Genomic DNA, 15,817 nt, shown 5'->3' with positions numbered 1-15,817 from the left:
GGTGCCACAAAGAAAGGACCATCCTGATGGTCAGCCTCGGCGGCCTAGCCCGCAAGTTGTTCGGTTCCTCGAACGATCGTCGCATCCGCTCCTACAAGCCCCGCGTCGATGCCATCAACGCGCTCGAACCCGAGATGAAGGCGCTTTCCGACGAAGCGCTGCGGGCGAAGACCGCGGAATTCCGCGAGCAGCTCGCCGCCGGCAAGACGCTCGACGATATCCTGGTCCCGGCCTTTGCCGTCGCCCGCGAAGCGGCCTTCCGCGTCCTTGGCCTGCGTCCCTTCGACGTCCAGCTGATCGGCGGCATGATCCTGCACGAGAAATCGATCGCCGAGATGAAGACCGGTGAAGGCAAGACGCTCGTCGCGACGCTGCCCGTCTATCTCAACGCGCTCGCCGGCAAGGGCGTGCATGTCGTCACGGTCAACGACTACCTCGCCACCCGTGACAGCGCCCAGATGGGCAAGATCTACGGCTTCCTGGGGCTCACCACCGGCGTTATCGTGCACGGCCTCGACGACGACCAGCGCCGCGCCGCCTATGCCTCAGACATCACCTACGCGACGAACAACGAACTCGGCTTCGACTATCTGCGCGACAACATGAAGTACGAGCGCGGCCAGATGGTGCAGCGCGGCCACTTCTTCGCCATCGTCGACGAAGTGGACTCCATCCTCGTCGACGAAGCGCGCACGCCGCTGATCATTTCCGGCCCCCTCGACGACCGCTCCGACCTCTACACGACGATCGACACCTTCATCCCGATGCTGGACGAAGCGGACTACGAGATCGACGAGAAGCAGCGCTCGGCCAACTTCTCCGAAGTCGGCACGGAGAAGCTGGAAGGTCTCCTGCGCCAGGCGGGGCTTCTCAAGGGCGAATCGCTCTACGACGTCGAGAACGTCGCCATCGTCCACCACATCAACAATGCGCTGAAGGCGCACAAGCTCTTCACCCGCGACAAGGACTACATCGTCCGCAACGACGAGATCGTCATCATCGACGAGTTCACCGGCCGCATGATGCCGGGCCGGCGCTATTCGGAAGGCCAGCACCAGGCGCTGGAAGCCAAGGAAAAGGTCACGATCCAGCCGGAAAACCAGACGCTGGCCTCGATCACCTTCCAGAATTATTTCCGCATGTATTCCAAGCTCGGCGGCATGACGGGCACGGCCTCCACGGAAGCCGAGGAATTCGGCAACATCTACGGCCTCGACGTCGTCGAAGTGCCGACCAACCTGCCGATCCAGCGCCTCGACGAGGACGACGAGGTCTACCGGACAGTCGAGGAGAAGTACAAGGCGATCATCCAGGAGATCAAGGACGCCAGGGAGAAGGGCCAGCCGGTCCTCGTCGGCACCACCTCGATCGAAAAGTCCGAATATCTCGCCGAGCGGCTGAAGATGTCGGGCTTCAAGGACTTCCAGGTCCTCAATGCCCGCTATCACGAGCAGGAGGCCTATATCGTCTCGCAGGCCGGCGTGCCGGGCGCCGTGACGATCGCCACCAACATGGCCGGCCGCGGCACCGACATCCAGCTCGGCGGCAACCTCGACATGCGCCTCGAGCGCGAGCTTGCCGAGATGGAGCCGGGTCCGGAGCGCGATGCGAAACGCGAGGCCATCGTCGCCGAGGTGAAGAAGCTGAAGGAGCAGGCGCTCGCCGCCGGCGGCCTCTATGTTCTCGCCACCGAACGCCATGAAAGCCGCCGCATCGACAACCAGCTGCGCGGCCGTTCCGGCCGCCAGGGCGACCCGGGCCGCTCCAAGTTCTTCCTGTCGCTGCAGGACGACCTGATGCGCATCTTCGGCTCCGAGCGCATGGATTCCATGCTGCAGAAGCTCGGTCTCAAGGAAGGCGAGGCGATCGTCCATCCCTGGATCAACAAGGCGCTGGAGCGTGCGCAGAAGAAGGTCGAGGCGCGCAACTTCGACATCCGCAAGAACCTCCTGAAATATGACGACGTGTTGAACGACCAGCGCAAGGTCATTTTCGAGCAGCGCATCGAGCTGATGGACGGCGAGAACCTGTCCGAAATCGTCGGCGACATGCGCCACGAAGTGGTGGAGAACCTCGTCCGCCTGCACATCCCGGAAAACGCCTATGCCGAGCAGTGGGATGTCGCGGGGCTCAAGAAGGGCGTTCTCGAACAGCTCAACCTCGATCTGCCGATCGACGCCTGGGCGGCCGAGGAAGGCATCGACGAAAAGGACATCCTCGAGCGCCTGCACAAGGCGACCGACCAGGCGGCTGCCGACCGTGCGGAGCGCTTCGGCCCCGAGATCATGACCTATGTGGAGCGCTCCGTGCTGCTCCAGACGCTGGATCATCTCTGGCGCGAGCACATCGTCAACCTCGATCATCTGCGCTCTGTCATCGGCTTCCGCGGCTATGCCCAGCGCGATCCGCTGCAGGAATACAAGGCCGAGGCCTTCGAGCTCTTCCAGGCGCTGCTGGCGAACCTGCGCCAGACCGTCACCGCGCAGCTGATGCGCGTCGAACTGGTGCGCCAGGCCGCCGATGCCCCCGTGCCGGTGCCGCCGGAGATGGAAGGCCATCATATCGACGGCACCACCGGCGAGGACGATTTCGGCGAAGGCAACGGCGGCGGCTTCATGGCTGTCGGCGTTTCTCCGGAGGATCGCGATCCGAACGATCCGTCGACCTGGGGCCGCGTGTCGCGCAACGAGGCCTGCCCCTGCGGCTCGGGCAAGAAATACAAGCATTGCCACGGCGCCTTCGAGCAGGCGTGATCGAAAAAATGACGTTGGCGGCTGACCCTGTCCGCCGCCTCCACCCTCCAGCGTCATCCTCGGGCTCGACCTGAGGATTCACGCAGCGTGCACGGCGTTTGTGGCATGGATGGTCGGTCGGGCCCGACCAAGATGGAGGAGAGGGCTCAATCCTCGGTTGGCCTTTTGACTGCCGCGTCCGGGCTGCACTTTCTTTGCGGCCCAACCGTTTGTTAACCCTGATCTGACAAGACTGGCTATCGTTCAGTTCTGCGTTGCGTACGGGTTCCTGTGTTGATGGCGGTCATTCAGTCGGCGGAGAAATTGCTGCCATCGGCCCTGCGCGGCAAGGCGGAACCGCTCGTGCGCGCGCTCGGAACGATCCTCGTCAGCGACGATCCCCGCAACCTCGCCCAGCGCATGGCGCTCATCACCTTCGCCATCCGCGTCATCAACGCGGCGATCGCCTTCCTCTCGCAGATCGTCCTTGCCCGCGTGATGGGCGAGTTCGAATACGGCATCTTCGTCTTCGTCTGGGCGCTCGTCGTCATCTTCGGCGACCTGTCCTGTCTCGGTATCCACACCACCGTGGTGCGCTTCCTGCCGGATTATGCCGGGCGCAGCGCGCATGCGGAGATTCGCGGCCTCACCTCGACGGCACGTGTCTTCGCTATGCTGTCCTCGACGGTGCTGGCGACTATCGGTCTGCTCGTCCTCTGGGTCTTCCACGAAAGCTTTGCCGATTATTATGTCGTGCCGCTCTTCGTCGGCCTCTTCTGCATGCCGATGATCGCGCTCGGCGATGTGCTCGACAGTACGGCACGCGCTCACAGCTGGGCGGTGGTGGCCCTCAGCCCGACCTATATCATCCGCCCGCTGCTGATCCTCGCCTTCATGGTGCTGGCGGTGTCTCTGGACGCGCCCCATACGGCGCTCACCGCCATGGTCGCCGCGCTCGCCGCCACCTACCTCACCACCGTCGTGCAGTTCTTCAACATCCTGCGCCGGCTCAGCAGGCGTTACGTCAAGGGGCCGCGCAAGCTGGAATTCGCCCTCTGGATCAAGGCGGCACTGCCGATCTTCCTGATCGAGGGGTTCGGTTTCCTGCTCACCAATTCCGATGTCATCGTCGTCGGCCTCTATCTCGACCCGGAAAGCGTCGCCATCTACTTCGCCGCGGCAAAGACCATGGCGCTCGTCCATTTCGTCTTCTTCTCGGTGAAGGCCGCCGCCGCGCCGCGCTTTTCCGCGTTGTTTGCCGCCGGCGACCGGGTGGCGCTGGCGCGCTTTGCCGGCGAGACGGTGCGCTGGAGCTTCTGGCCGTCGCTGGTAGTCGGGCTCGGCGTGCTGGCGCTCGGCCATTTCCTGCTGTCGCTGTTCGGTGCCGCCTTCACGGCGGGCTACAGCCTGATGTTCATCCTCTTCGCCGGCATTCTCGCCAAGGCGCTGATCGGGCCGGGCGAGGTGTTGCTCACCATGGCCGGCCAGCAGAAACTCTGCGTCGTCGTCTATGCCGTGGCGCTGGCGGCGAACATCAGCTTCAACGTCACGCTCATTCCGCTCTTCGGCCTGACGGGCGCGGCCGCCGCCACCACCGGCGCCATGATCGTCGAGGCGATGCTGCTGCACCTCGTCGTGCGCCGGAAACTCTCCATCATTCTCTTCGCCTTCGCCAATCCGGTGAAGGCAAGCCTTGCCAACGGGATGGACCGCCATGACCGATAGCTACGGCTTCGACCACACGATCGCGGCAGGACGCGCCCAGGCCGCCATTCCGCCCGCCCTGCCGCATGCCCCGCCGGCCGACCAGCGCATCGCTGTCGGCCGCCTCGGCCGGTCGCTGGCGCTCTATCCGGCGACGGCCGGCTATGAGCTGCAGCAGGAACTCGATTTCCTGTCGAACCGCGTCATGGAGCCGAACGTCTTCTTCTCCGGCCGCTTCCTCGCGCCCGCCATGCCGCGCCTCGAGGATCGCACGGTGCGCCTTTCGGTGCTGCGCGACGAGAATGCCGGGCGCAGCCGCATGCGTTTCCTCATGCCGTTCTCCATCGAGAAGCCGGGCTTTTCCATCGGCTCCAGCATTCTGCGCGCCTGGTCGAACCCGTTCGGGCCGCTCGGCACGCCGCTCGTCGATGCCGAGGATGCCGCCGAAACGCTCGACAATGTGCTCGAGGCCCTTGGCGGCACCGGCAGCGGCCTGCCGGGCATCCTCGTCCTGCCGGACCTGCGCCTCAACGGCGCCTTCGCGCAGCTGATGCGCGCGGTCGCCATCGGCCGCAACCTTCCCGTCACCGTCACCGATACCTATCGCCGCCCGATGCTGGAGAGCCTGCTCGACGGCCAGACCTATCTGCAGCGGGCCATCTCGCCGGAGCATTTCCGCGAATTGCGCCGGCAATGGCGCAAGCTCGATGCGATGGGCGCACTTTTCTACAACGTCGCCCGCCAGCCCGCCGACATCCGGCTGCGCATGGAGGAGTTCCTGCTGCTCGAAGCCTCGGGCTGGAAGGGCCGCGGCCGCACGGCGATGATCAACGACCGCTATCGCGCCGCCTTCGCCCGCGAGGCGATCAGCAACCTTGCCGAGACCGACGGCGTGCGCATCCATACGCTCGACCTTGACGGCCGTGCCATCGCCTCGATGATCGTCTTCATGATGGGCGGCGAGGCCTATACGTGGAAGACGGCCTATGACGAGGAGTTCGCGAAGTTCTCGCCCGGCAAGCTGCTCGTGGCGGAGCTGACGGAGTGGCATCTCGACGACGCCAATATCGCCCGGTCCGATTCCTGCGCGGTGCCGGATCATCCGGTCATGAGCCGCTTCTGGGAGGAGCGCGAGGACATGGGCACGCTCGTCGTCGGCCTGCAGCAGAACCGCGACCGGGACGTGCGCCAGGTGGCGACGCAGCTTCACCTTTATCGCAACACGCGCAATGTCGCGCGGCTGCTGCGCGAGAAGATCCGCGCGCTCGCGCGCCGCTGAGGCCATTCCGGCCCGGGCGGCAGCCCAATATTTTAAAGCGCCAAGGAACTAGGCGGCGAACGGCGTTTCCTCCGCCGCCCGCTTGCGCAGGAGGTGGCGGATGACCTTGCCGGAGGTCGTCAGCGGCAGAGCATCGACGAAATCCACCTCGCGCGGATATTCGTGCATGGAGAGCCGCGATTTCACCCAGTCGCGGATATCGCTCGCCAGGGCGTCCGAGGGTGCGTTGCCGGGGCGCAGCATCACATAGGCCTTGACGATCTCCGTGCGCACCGGATCGGGCTTGCCCACGGCGGCGGCAAGCTGCACGGCCGGGTGGCCGGCCAGGCAATCCTCGATCTCGCTCGGCCCGATGCGGTAGCCGGAGGAGGTGATGACGTCGTCGTCGCGGCCGAAGAAGGTGACGTAGCCTTCCTCGTCCATGCGGCCGAGATCGCCGGTCGTCATCCAGTCGCCAATGAATTTTTCCGCCGTTGCCTTCTCGTTCTTCCAGTAGCCGAGGAACATGACGGGATCGGGCCGCTGCACCGCGACCTGGCCGACGGTGCCGCGCGGCATTTCCCGGCCGTTCGCATCGATGATGGCCACCACATGGCCGGGCACCGGCTTGCCGATCGGCCCCGGCCGCGACACACCGAGCCTGCCGATCGAGCCGAGCACGATGTTGCACTCGGTCTGGCCGTAGAACTCGTTGATGGTGATACCCAGCGTGTCACGCACCCATTCCCAGGTCTCGCGGCCGAGCGATTCGCCGGCCGAGCCGATTGTGCGCAGGTTGAGCCGGTATTTTTCGCGGGGATTCTCCACCGTTTTCATCAGCCGCAGCGCCGTCGGCGGGATGAAGGCATTGCGCACGTCCATGTCCTGCATGATCCGATAGGCCATGTCGGGGTCGAATTTCTGGCCCGGCGAGGAGACGACGGGCACGCCGAGCAGCAGCGCCGGCAGGAGCACGTTGAGAAGTCCGCCTGCCCAGGCCCAGTCGGAGGGTGTCCATATGCGGTCGCCCGGCTGCGGCAGGAATTCGTGATGCATCTGGAAGCCCGGCACATGGCCGAGCAGCACGCGATGGCCGTGCAGCGCGCCCTTCGGCGGCCCCGTCGTGCCCGACGTGTAGATCATCATCGCCGGATCGTCCGGGCCGCTGTCCACGGCCGCGAAGGGGCCGGCATGGCGGACGATGAGGTCCTCGAAGGACTTTGCCGTGGCGCCTGCAGCCGGCTCGGTGGCGATCACCAGATCCAGCGTCGGCAGCTCCGCCCGGATCGGCTGCAGGCGCTCCAGGCCGAAACGATTGGTGACGATCGCCTTCGCCTCGGCATTCTTCAGCCGGAACGAGAGGGCATCGGCGCCGAAGAGCAAGGCGAGCGGCAGGGCGATGGCGCCGAGCTTGTAGATCGCGAGATGCGATATGACCGTCTCGAAGCCCTGCGGCAGCAGGATCGCGACGCGGTCGCCGGCCTTCACCCCTTCCGCGGCAAGGCCAGCGGCGAAGGCATCCGACCGGGCGGCGAGCTCGCCATAGGTGAGTGAGAGCGGCGGGGCGTCCGGCAGGAAATGCTGGAGGCAGACCCGGTCCGGCGCGTGCGCCGCCCAGGCATTGGAAACCGCGGTGCCTATGTTGAAGCGCTCGGGGATCTGCCAGCGGAAGTCCCGGTACAGCGCATCATAGGTCGATCTCTCGGCGAGCATCCGGCGTCACTCCAGTTTGCTGCATTGCACCTAGCATTCCGGAGGGGCCGCCGGCAATGGCGGCTTTTCGCGGGCGTCAGAGCCAGGAGAGGCGGTTGTCCACCTCGCTGACCTCCTTGACGGAGGCGGCGATCGCGACGGCCCGGTCCGCCTCTTCGGCAGAGCCGACGCTTCCGGAAAGGATGATCCGCCTGCCCTTGCAGGTCACCCTCACGTCGGAGGCATCCACATCGCCGGCGATGGACAGCGCGTCCGCCACCCTGGTCTCGAGCCAGGCCGGGTGCGGTCCGTCGAAATGCTCGGGCTGCTCGCCCTTGAAGGTACCTTCCTTGAAGACCATGTCGCGCTCCTCTTCCTCGGCGTCCGCTTGAAAACGCGGAATGAACGAATTTGTTCTTCTATGGCTGAAGGAAAGACAGGTGTCGTCGCATGTCGACGACCTTGCCCCCGACATGGTTGAGACCCAAGAGCGTGCACATCGCTCTCGGGTCCCCCTCCGCAACCACATCCGGGGGTGTCTGTCGTTGCACCGGATAAATGCGGCCGTGCAAAATTTGTTCCCGCTAAAAAGCAAATTTTTTGAAGGACTAGGCGGCGATCCGGATCGATGATTTGCGCGCAGCCGACCGTTGAGATCGGTAGGCGCTTCGTGCCGCGCCCGCGTGCAGGACCGACATGGCGTCCGCGGGCGGCATCAGGGCGGGATGCGTGCTGCCTGGCTATCGGACCTTGGCATAGATCATCAGCGCAAAGCCTGCGCCCATGCCGGCATAGCAGATCCACGTCAATATTTCCTGCCAGCGCGTGGGACGCAGGCGATCGATTTCCTCGTCGCCTGGCCCGCCATTGCGTGTCTGGAGCCCGAATAGGCCGAGCGTACGATGGGTGGCCTCGTGGTCGATCCTGGTGTTGCGTATCGTGCCGCCGACGATGCGCCCCAGCAGGTAGCGCTTCATGCCCGCGACGAACGAACCGAGGAAGAACGTGTTCAGGATGAAGGAAAAAGCCAGGGCGATGGCAAGCCCTATGATGAACAGGATCCAGTCGCTCATCTGTCCTCCGCCTTGTGCAGGTGCAGCATGGGGATACGCAAGACGCCCGCGCCTCCGATAATTCCAGGAATACGGCTGATCCAGCCGGCCTATTCGGTTGCGCCGGGACTTTCTCGCCATGCCGGTGGCGGTGTTGGGCGGACTTGCGGAAACGTCTCTCGGCGAATCCCCATGTCCGCGGCCGTGTGAACTATCAAAAAATGCGTTGAGCGCGCACGCCGCTTTTCTTTCTTACCCAAACGGTCCTGCTTGCACTTGTCGTGAGGGACGCAGCGACCTACCTTCCACGGCGATTTGTTCGCCGGTTCCGCTGCGTCCTGCCAGTATTTGATTGAGACGCCGCCGTTTCAAACAGAGGAAGGCGGGTGAATTGAGCATCGGGCGATGTTGGTATTCCCGATGTGGAGAAGAGATGGACGGTAGCGAACGACGCTTTGATCTGAGGAAACGCACGCGGACGGCGCATGAGCGATTGGATGCAGCGGTCGGAGGCTTCTGCACCATTGATGAATATCGGCACTATCTGATGGGGCTTGCCTGTTTCCGGGCCGCGATGGATGGGGCGTTGCAGCGTGTCGTCTGGCCGGCCGGCTGGTCCTGGCGTCCTACCGCCCTCGCCAGATCGCTTGACAAGGACGCAATCGATCTCGGCCTTCCGGCCGCGGGTGAGGCCAGCCACGACATCGCGCTTGCCGACCAAAGTGCCCTGCTCGGTGCGCTCTATGTGCTGGAGGGCTCCACGCTCGGTGCGCGGGTTCTTTGCCGGCGGGCGGCGGCGCTTGGGCTTGACGAGGCCTTTGGCGCGCGGCATCTCGCCGTCCTGTCGAAGGACCTGACGCAGTGGCACGCTTTTCTCCTGCTCTTGGACGAGGCTGGGGACTTCGACATCGACCAGGCTGCTGCGTCCGCCAATGCCGTCTTCGCGCTCGCGCTGCAATGCTTTGAAAGTGAACTTCTTGTCGTCCACTGAACCCGTCAATCTCGATACCTGCGACAGCGAGCCTATCCACATCCCGGGCAGCATCCAGTCGCATGGATGCCTTCTTGCCTGCGATATCGGCCTGACGAGGATCGAGAGGGCTTCCGAGAATGCACGGGCGGTTCTTGGCCACGACTGCAATCCGCTCGGCCGCAGCGCCGTCGACGTTATCGGACAAAAACTGCTGCATGACCTGCGCAACGCACTCGCAACGGCGTCGAGCGTGTCGCGGCCAGCGCTTCTTCTCGACATGGTGTGCGGCGAGCGCGTGTTTGACATCGCGATCCATCACTACAAGTCTGCCGTCATCATCGAGTTCGAGCCGGCGCCCTCCGTCGGCCAGCCGCTGCACATCGCGCGGGAAATGATCGGGCGCATCAGCGATATCATGGATGTCGATCGCCTCGTGCAACGCGCGGGGCGGATCGTTGCGGGCGCGACCGGCTACGACCGCGTGATGATCTATCGTTTCGAGCAGGACGGCTCGGGCAAGGTCGTCAGCGAGACGAAACGCGCGGATCTCGAGAGCTTCCTCGGCCAGTACTTTCCGGCGAGCGACATTCCACAGCAGGCGCGCACGCTCTATCTCAAGAACACGATCCGCGTCATAGCCGATACCAGCGGCGAGCGGGTGCCGGTCAGCCCCGTGCTCGACGCGTCCGGCGAGCCTCTCGATCTCAGCTTTGCGCATCTGCGCAGCGTCTCGCCGATCCATTGCGAATATTTGCGCAACATGGGCGTGGCGGCGTCCATGTCGATCTCGATCATCCTCGATAGCACGCTTTGGGGACTGATCGCCTGCCATCACTATTCGCCGCGCGCCTTGCCCATGGCGCAGCGCGTGGCCATGGAGGTGTTCGGCGAATTCTTCTCCCTGCACCTCAAATCACTCAAGGAGCGCCGGCGTGTCGCGGCCGTTGCCGGCACCCGCGAGGCGCTCGACCGGTTCCTCATCCTATCGTCCCATCACGAGGACGTCGGCGAACTGCTGCGCCAGAGCCTGCGCGAATTCTCCCGGCTCCTGCCGAATGACGGTGTCGGCGTGATGTTCGAGGGAAAGTGGACGTGTCTCGGCGCCACCCCGCCGGAGGACGCGGTCCCCCATCTCCTCGGTTTCATCAGGATGGTCAGCGAAGGCCGCGTATGGGCGACCCATGCGCTGTCGCAGAAGGTGCCCGAAGCCGCGGCCTACGGCGACCGCGTGGCCGGCGTGCTCGCTATTCCGCTCTCGCAGACAGGATCGGATTGCCTGCTCTTCTTCCGAAAGGAACTGGTGCAGACGCTCGACTGGGCGGGCAATCCGGAAAAGACCTACGAGACGGGTCCGCTTGGCGACCGGCTTACGCCGCGCAAGAGCTTTGCGATCTGGAAGGAAACGGTGAAGGACCAGGCTCAGGCCTGGACGGAGCCCGAGCGGGAAATTGCGGAAATAGCGCGGGTTTCCATCGTCGAGATCGTTCTGCGCCACAACGAACTGATGGCCGGCGAGCGGCGCAAGTCCGAAGTGCGGCAGCGCATGCTGAACCAGGAACTGAGCCACCGTGTGAAGAACATCCTGGCCGTCATCAAGTCGCTGGTGACGAGCCCGCAGCATCACAAGAGCACGCTTGAGGACTATGTCGCCACTCTTCAGGGCCGCATCGAGGCCCTCTCGGTCGCCCATGACCAGGTGGTTCGCGGCGATGGCGGCGGCATCCTCGCCGAGCTGCTGCAGGCGGAACTTCAGCCCTACAGGGCAAAGGCATCGACCATCAGCCTTTCCGGCCCGTCCGTCTGGCTCGACAGCCGGGCCTTCTCCGTCATGGCGCTGGTGTTTCACGAACTCGCGACCAATGCCGCCAAATACGGGGCCTTGTCGATGGCGACGGGCTCCGTGGAGATTTCCTGGGCGATGACCGGGGAGGCCGTCTGCGAGATCCGTTGGCGCGAGCAGGGCGGCCCTGTCGTGCATGTTCCCTCCCGCAGCGGCTTCGGCAGCGCATTGATCGAGCGGAGCGTTCCCTACGACCTCAACGGCGAAAGCACGATCCGCTTCGAGCCGTCCGGGCTGGAAGCCGTCTTCAGGATTCCGCCCCCGCATGTGAAGCTCGCGTCATCCGGTTCGGGGCCGGCAACGCGCATGGTGGATGACACGTCCGAGCGACCCAACGCTTTGAGCGCAGCCGATCCAGCGGTGCTCATCGTCGAGGACCAGATCCTCATAGCCCTCGACCTGGAGGCCATGCTCGCCGATGAGGGCCTGTCGAAGGTTGCGACCACCAGCTCCGTCAAGCAGGCAATGGCACAGATCGAAGCCAACCCGCCCGACCTTGCTATCCTCGATATCAATCTCGGCCCGACGAACTCCTTCGCCGTCGCCGAAGAACTGCGCAAAAGAGGGACGCCCTTTGTGTTCGCGACAGGCTACGGAGAGGGCGCAGAACTCCCTGAAGCATTGGCAGGCGTTCCCATCGTGCGCAAGCCTTATAGCCGGAACGCGATCGTGGCGGCACTCGGATCCCTGATCGAAAGTCAGCAGCCGGGTCCCGGCAGGGACAAGAGCTGAGCGGAGACAACTTGCAGGCGCGGATAATTAGGGGAGCATGCCGGCCGCTATCGACTCCGCCGCCCGGACGATGCATCTTCTCGTTGTCGGACCAGGGGAGATGTTGTGTTATGGCTCGGCAGCTCGCTTTGATTTTCATTATCGGCGTCATTGCCTATGCCTGTTTTTGGGCGGCGTGGACGTGGTTTTGATTGTGGGGGGCAATCTGAGGAGGGCGGGTTGAGTTTGGATGACTTCATTCGCATCCTCAGGTGTGATGGCGCGATTGCATATGCCCTCGTCGGGTTGGTCTTTTTCTCGGTCGCTTGTGAAGTCACATCGCGGATTCGGAGCTGGGACGGCTATCTCTCGCGCTTCTGGTTCGTCATATACGGCGCGGCCGGGTTCCTGCTCGGCGGTGCGATCTATCTGCTGACCCGCGGGCATTGTGCAGCCAGCGCTCCGGTCGTTGCCGTCCTGTCGCCCTTGCCGCTCTGAAATCCCTGCGTTTCGTGGTCGAGGGCTTCGTTCCCGGCATGGTCTCCGGCCATATCCAAGGCCGCTCTGCTGGCCTTGGCGAGATCTGCAATCCCTTCGGCAATGCGTAGCAGGTCCCGCGCCGCCCGCTGCCTTTCTTCACGAACGATATCGTCGATCGCTTCTTTCAGAACATCGCGTGTCGTGTCCATGTCCAACAGCGCCTCCATCACTGCGATGACAGGGAGAGGCCCGCCGAGGGCATGGGGATGCTTTACGGGCCTCTCTTGCCGCATGCACAGCGGCTTGGCAAACTTGGCTTCCGCCAGATGAACGGCGGATGAACACGCATGTTTCGATGCCGGCTACATCACGCCGTGAACCTTGCATCGCTCGTCCAAGCCGGCGGCGTCCGCCGAGGCAACCATGTCCATGACGGTGAACAGAACGGTGTTGAACGTCTCGCTCGAAACGTGGGTCAGCTTGCCGATAAAGCGGCGCTGTTCACCGCCCCTGGCAATACTGAAAGTACCGCAGACATAGGTTCCTCCGCCACTTTCGGCCGCGGCTGTCGCCTCCACGAGTTTCGATCCTTGTTGCCCGGAAGAGCGATCAATCCCTGCCTCTATCGCGGCCTGGTCCTCGGCGGTCAATGCATAACGGCCCGTTTGCGGGGTTAGTACCTCCTCCGGCGCGGGCGTCTGGCATGACACCAAGGTCATGGCAAAGAGTACGGTCACAGCTCGTCGCAATGTCTTGCCTCCTGAGATGCGAAGGAAAATATCACCGCATCACGTTCGGTCAAATATCCTCCGGCGTCAGCGGTTTGCGCATCGCGTCATCGAACGCGCCAAGGGAACATTGCAGCGTCGGGCCGGTTCTCATATCGAGAGGAGATGAACATGACCGTTGAGACCGAACATTCCGGCCCGAAGACGCCGCCCGAGCGCTCGCCCGACCTGCCCGAGGATGTGCCGCAGCGGCCTATCGAAGAGCCGGCCCCCGATGTGGTGCCGGATGATATTCCCGAGCCCGGCCCGGATGTTCCCGATGTGCAGCCGGTGCAGGATCCGCCGGCACGCTAAGTCGCCGCAATCCTTGAACGATGGGGTAAATCTGCCACATTGGCTGCAACGCCTGAGAAACCGGCATTTCCTGAAAAGTTATGGTGCCCCATGCCGGAATCGAACCAGCACTCCTTTCGGAACTCGATTTTGAGTCGAGCGCGTCTACCAGTTCCGCCAATGGGGCACGGCACTTGCAGCCATCGCCGTTTACACGATGCGTTCACGGGCGGCAACCGGCAAATCCGCACGCGCTTATGATCACATATGCGTGCGGGTGATTTACAACGTCGCCTCACCTGATAGAACTCGGCGCCGTTCCGCCGGCATCCCCGCCGGCCCGATTGGACAATGCCGATGACCGCATCCCTCGACCTTTCCCGCAAGACATCCGCAGGCCTCCTGACGCTCGGCATGGCGGCGACCGTGGGCGGGGCGCTCGGCTTCGAGCATATCGGCGGCTATATTCCCTGTGCGCTCTGCCTGTTGCAGCGCGATCCCTACTATTACGGCATCCCGGTCGCGATTGCCGCGCTGCTGTCGGCGCTCTTCGGCGGCCCGGCCTGGCTGACGCGGCTCCTGCTCGCCATCGCCGGCATCATGATGCTCGTCGGCGCGGGCATGGGCGTCTACCACGCGGGTGTCGAATGGGGCTTCTGGGAGGGACCTGCGACCTGCGCGACCTCGGCGCAGGGCGTCACGCAGAATGCCGGCGATCTCCTTGCCGACCTCAATTCCAAGCACGGGCCATCCTGCACGGAAGCCTCCTTCCGTTTCCTCGGCCTCTCCTTTGCCGGCTGGAATGTGATCGCAAGCCTCATCCTCGCCGCGATCGCCTTTTCGGGCGTGCGGTCGGCGAAAGCTTGATATCCCCGCAACCCGGTCGCAAATGCCTGTGGGTGCCGCAAAAACGCCTGGCGTCTCTGCGATTCCGGCATCAGGGCTGCAGTTCGACGTCCCAGTAGAGATAGTCCATCCAGCTTTCGTGCAGATAGTTGGGTGGAAACAGTCGCCCGTTGTTGTGCAGATCCTGAACCGTCGGCTGGTAGGGCTTCTGATGCGGGTGCATGCCCGCCTGCTTCGGCAGCTTGCTGCCTTTTCTCAGATTGCACGGGGAGCAGGCCGCGACCACGTTGCACCAGGTCGTCTCGCCGCCATGGGCGCGGGGGATGACATGGTCGAAGGTCAGGTCGTCCGGCGACCCGCAGTACTGGCATTCGAACCTGTCGCGCAGGAACACGTTGAACCGGGTGAAGGCCGGGTGGCGTGACGGCTGCACGTATGTTTTCAGGCACACGACGCTTGGCAGGCGCATCGTGAAACTCGGGGAAGACACCGAATGCTCGTATTCGGCGATGATGTTTACGCGGTCGAGAAACACGGCCTTGATCGCGTCCTGCCAGGACCAGAGCGACAAGGGATAATAACTCAGCGGCCTGTAGTCAGCATTCAGTACAAGGGCTGGCAGGGCCTGTGGTGAAACAGAAATCGTCAAGGGCTTCTCCTGATCGATTCGGCATCTGCCCTTCTATATTAGGCCCGTTGTTACAGCATTGTGAAGCGGGAAAGGAAAAGCGAAAACAAGCTATTTCGCGGGAAGCTCAGCCTTCGAGCACCGGCACCGCCTCGCGGCGCATCTCCCGGGAATAGTAGGCCCAGAACAGCCGGGCGGAGACGCCGCGCCAGGGCGACCAGCCCTCCGCGATCCGGTCAAGTTCCTGCGGGCTCGGGCGCACGGCAAGGCCGAGCGCATGGGCCACCGCGTTTTGCAGCGCGATGTCGCCGGACGGGAAGATATCCGGATGGCCGCCGCAAAAGAGCAGGTAGACATCCGCCGTCCAGCGGCCGATGCCCTTGACCGCGGTCAGCCTGCGACTGGCCGCTGCCGCCTCCATGTGGCAGACCGCGTCGAGATCGAGTTCGCCGCGGTCGACCATTTCCGCGGCACGGCGCAGCGTCTCCGTCTTGGCGCGCGAGAGGCCGACGGCGCGGCAATCCTCGTCGGAAAGATCGAGGATATGGTGGGGCGTGATGTCGCCGGCCGTCTTCTCGAGCCGATGCCAGATGGCGTCCGCGCTGGCGCGCGAGACCATCTGCGCGACGATGATGCCGGCAAGGCCGCGATAACCGGGCGAGAGACGGCGAAGCGGCACGGGGCCGGCCTTGTCGATGACGGTGAAAAGGCGCGCGTCGAGCAAGGCGAGGTCGACGAGACCCGCTGCGACATCCGCATCCGTCCTGATCATGTGCAACTGCATTTTCCCGAGCGGCCTCGACCCCCTGCCGTCACCGCGGCCTTTGCGGTTCAGGTCTT

At 64.0% G+C, this 15,817-nt stretch carries 14 protein-coding genes and 1 tRNA gene; 7 read left to right on the top strand and 8 right to left on the bottom strand.

All coding sequences use genetic code 11. From position 1 onward, the window contains the following. Positions 1-26: 26 nt before the first annotated feature. From secA to AABQ55_RS00850, 3 genes are all read left to right on the top strand, one after another. Complete coding sequence (secA, locus tag AABQ55_RS00860) at positions 27-2,753, top strand: preprotein translocase subunit SecA (protein WP_272806895.1); 2,727 nt, start codon at positions 27-29, stop codon at positions 2,751-2,753. Positions 2,754-3,029: 276 nt separating this feature from the next. Further along, on the top strand, positions 3,030-4,457 hold the full coding sequence (locus AABQ55_RS00855) for a lipopolysaccharide biosynthesis protein (RefSeq protein ID WP_244769362.1): 1,428 nt from the start codon (positions 3,030-3,032) through the stop codon (positions 4,455-4,457). Next, a complete protein-coding gene (locus AABQ55_RS00850) occupies positions 4,447-5,715 on the top strand; it encodes a GNAT family N-acetyltransferase (RefSeq protein WP_272806894.1) in 1,269 nt (422 codons plus the stop codon). Before AABQ55_RS00855 ends, AABQ55_RS00850 begins: the two co-directional genes overlap by 11 nt. 48 nt (positions 5,716-5,763) lie before the next feature. On the opposite strand, the gene AABQ55_RS00845 is transcribed toward AABQ55_RS00850, so the two are convergent. From AABQ55_RS00845 to AABQ55_RS00835, 3 genes are all read right to left on the bottom strand, one after another. Further along, entirely contained in the window at positions 5,764-7,407 is a 1,644-nt protein-coding gene (locus AABQ55_RS00845; protein ID WP_272806893.1) for an AMP-binding protein, read from the bottom strand. Positions 7,408-7,483: 76 nt separating this feature from the next. Next, positions 7,484-7,747, bottom strand: coding sequence for a BON domain-containing protein (locus tag AABQ55_RS00840; RefSeq protein WP_244769365.1), 264 nt, complete (start codon positions 7,745-7,747; stop codon positions 7,484-7,486). Positions 7,748-8,126: 379 nt separating this feature from the next. Next, positions 8,127-8,459 carry a hypothetical protein gene (locus AABQ55_RS00835; RefSeq protein WP_272806892.1) on the bottom strand — a complete coding sequence of 111 codons (333 nt, stop codon included), beginning with the start codon at positions 8,457-8,459 and terminating at the stop codon, positions 8,127-8,129. A 412-nt stretch (positions 8,460-8,871) separates the two neighbouring features. Here AABQ55_RS00835 and AABQ55_RS00830 point away from each other — a divergent pair, with 412 nt between their 5' ends. Further along, positions 8,872-9,429 (top strand): biliverdin-producing heme oxygenase, encoded by a 558-nt coding sequence (locus AABQ55_RS00830; RefSeq protein ID WP_272806891.1) that lies wholly within the window; start codon positions 8,872-8,874, stop codon positions 9,427-9,429. Beyond that, positions 9,416-11,983: an HWE histidine kinase domain-containing protein gene (locus tag AABQ55_RS00825; protein WP_272806890.1), complete on the top strand. Its 2,568-nt coding sequence runs from the start codon at positions 9,416-9,418 to the stop codon at positions 11,981-11,983. Before AABQ55_RS00830 ends, AABQ55_RS00825 begins: the two co-directional genes overlap by 14 nt. A 404-nt stretch (positions 11,984-12,387) precedes the next feature. On the opposite strand, the gene AABQ55_RS00820 is transcribed toward AABQ55_RS00825, so the two are convergent. Together AABQ55_RS00820 and AABQ55_RS00815 are read right to left on the bottom strand one after the other, a co-directional pair. Then, complete coding sequence (locus tag AABQ55_RS00820) at positions 12,388-12,657, bottom strand: hypothetical protein (RefSeq protein ID WP_272806889.1); 270 nt, start codon at positions 12,655-12,657, stop codon at positions 12,388-12,390. Between the two features lie 147 nt (positions 12,658-12,804). Next, positions 12,805-13,179 carry a hypothetical protein gene (locus AABQ55_RS00815; RefSeq protein WP_272806888.1) on the bottom strand — a complete coding sequence of 125 codons (375 nt, stop codon included), beginning with the start codon at positions 13,177-13,179 and terminating at the stop codon, positions 12,805-12,807. A gap of 162 nt (positions 13,180-13,341) precedes the next feature. On the opposite strand from AABQ55_RS00815, the gene AABQ55_RS00810 reads away from it, so the two are divergent. Then, positions 13,342-13,524, top strand: a complete 183-nt coding sequence (locus AABQ55_RS00810; protein WP_272806887.1) for a hypothetical protein — start codon at positions 13,342-13,344, stop codon at positions 13,522-13,524. Positions 13,525-13,605: 81 nt separating this feature from the next. Here AABQ55_RS00810 and AABQ55_RS00805 read toward each other — a convergent pair. Beyond that, positions 13,606-13,690: transfer RNA gene (locus tag AABQ55_RS00805), tRNA-Leu, on the bottom strand. A gap of 164 nt (positions 13,691-13,854) precedes the next feature. Between AABQ55_RS00805 and AABQ55_RS00800 the strand changes: the two genes are divergently transcribed. Beyond that, a complete protein-coding gene (locus AABQ55_RS00800) occupies positions 13,855-14,370 on the top strand; it encodes a disulfide bond formation protein B (protein ID WP_398431381.1) in 516 nt (171 codons plus the stop codon). Positions 14,371-14,440: 70 nt separating this feature from the next. Here the strand turns inward: AABQ55_RS00800 and AABQ55_RS00795 are convergent, their stop codons facing one another. Both AABQ55_RS00795 and AABQ55_RS00790 read right to left on the bottom strand, forming a co-directional pair. Beyond that, positions 14,441-14,998: an HNH endonuclease gene (locus tag AABQ55_RS00795; RefSeq protein ID WP_024271138.1), complete on the bottom strand. Its 558-nt coding sequence runs from the start codon at positions 14,996-14,998 to the stop codon at positions 14,441-14,443. 106 nt (positions 14,999-15,104) lie between these two features. Continuing rightward, positions 15,105-15,755, bottom strand: coding sequence for a DNA-3-methyladenine glycosylase family protein (locus AABQ55_RS00790; protein ID WP_272806886.1), 651 nt, complete (start codon positions 15,753-15,755; stop codon positions 15,105-15,107). Between the last annotated feature and the right edge of the window lie 62 nt (positions 15,756-15,817).

Source organism: Shinella sp. WSD5-1 (assembly GCF_963942435.1).
Taxonomy (GTDB): Bacteria; Pseudomonadota; Alphaproteobacteria; order Rhizobiales; family Rhizobiaceae; genus Shinella; species Shinella yambaruensis.
The sequence above is the reverse complement of the archived record's forward strand: the minus strand, read 5'-3'. Positions and strand labels throughout refer to the sequence as shown.

What these genes read in the sequence shown, in the direction of transcription:
- AABQ55_RS00810 (WP_272806887.1), top strand. Translation starts at nt 13,342, where the DNA reads ATGACCGTTGAGACCGAACATTCCGGCCCGAAGACGCCGCCCGAGCGC.
- AABQ55_RS00835 (WP_272806892.1), bottom strand. Translation starts at nt 8,459, where the DNA reads ATGAGCGACTGGATCCTGTTCATCATAGGGCTTGCCATCGCCCTGGCT.
- AABQ55_RS00850 (WP_272806894.1), top strand. Translation starts at nt 4,447, where the DNA reads ATGACCGATAGCTACGGCTTCGACCACACGATCGCGGCAGGACGCGCC.
- AABQ55_RS00845 (WP_272806893.1), bottom strand. Translation starts at nt 7,407, where the DNA reads ATGCTCGCCGAGAGATCGACCTATGATGCGCTGTACCGGGACTTCCGC.
- AABQ55_RS00855 (WP_244769362.1), top strand. Translation starts at nt 3,030, where the DNA reads ATGGCGGTCATTCAGTCGGCGGAGAAATTGCTGCCATCGGCCCTGCGC.
- AABQ55_RS00830 (WP_272806891.1), top strand. Translation starts at nt 8,872, where the DNA reads ATGGACGGTAGCGAACGACGCTTTGATCTGAGGAAACGCACGCGGACG.
- AABQ55_RS00840 (WP_244769365.1), bottom strand. Translation starts at nt 7,747, where the DNA reads ATGGTCTTCAAGGAAGGTACCTTCAAGGGCGAGCAGCCCGAGCATTTC.
- AABQ55_RS00800 (WP_398431381.1), top strand. Translation starts at nt 13,855, where the DNA reads ATGCCGATGACCGCATCCCTCGACCTTTCCCGCAAGACATCCGCAGGC.
- secA (WP_272806895.1), top strand. Translation starts at nt 27, where the DNA reads ATGGTCAGCCTCGGCGGCCTAGCCCGCAAGTTGTTCGGTTCCTCGAAC.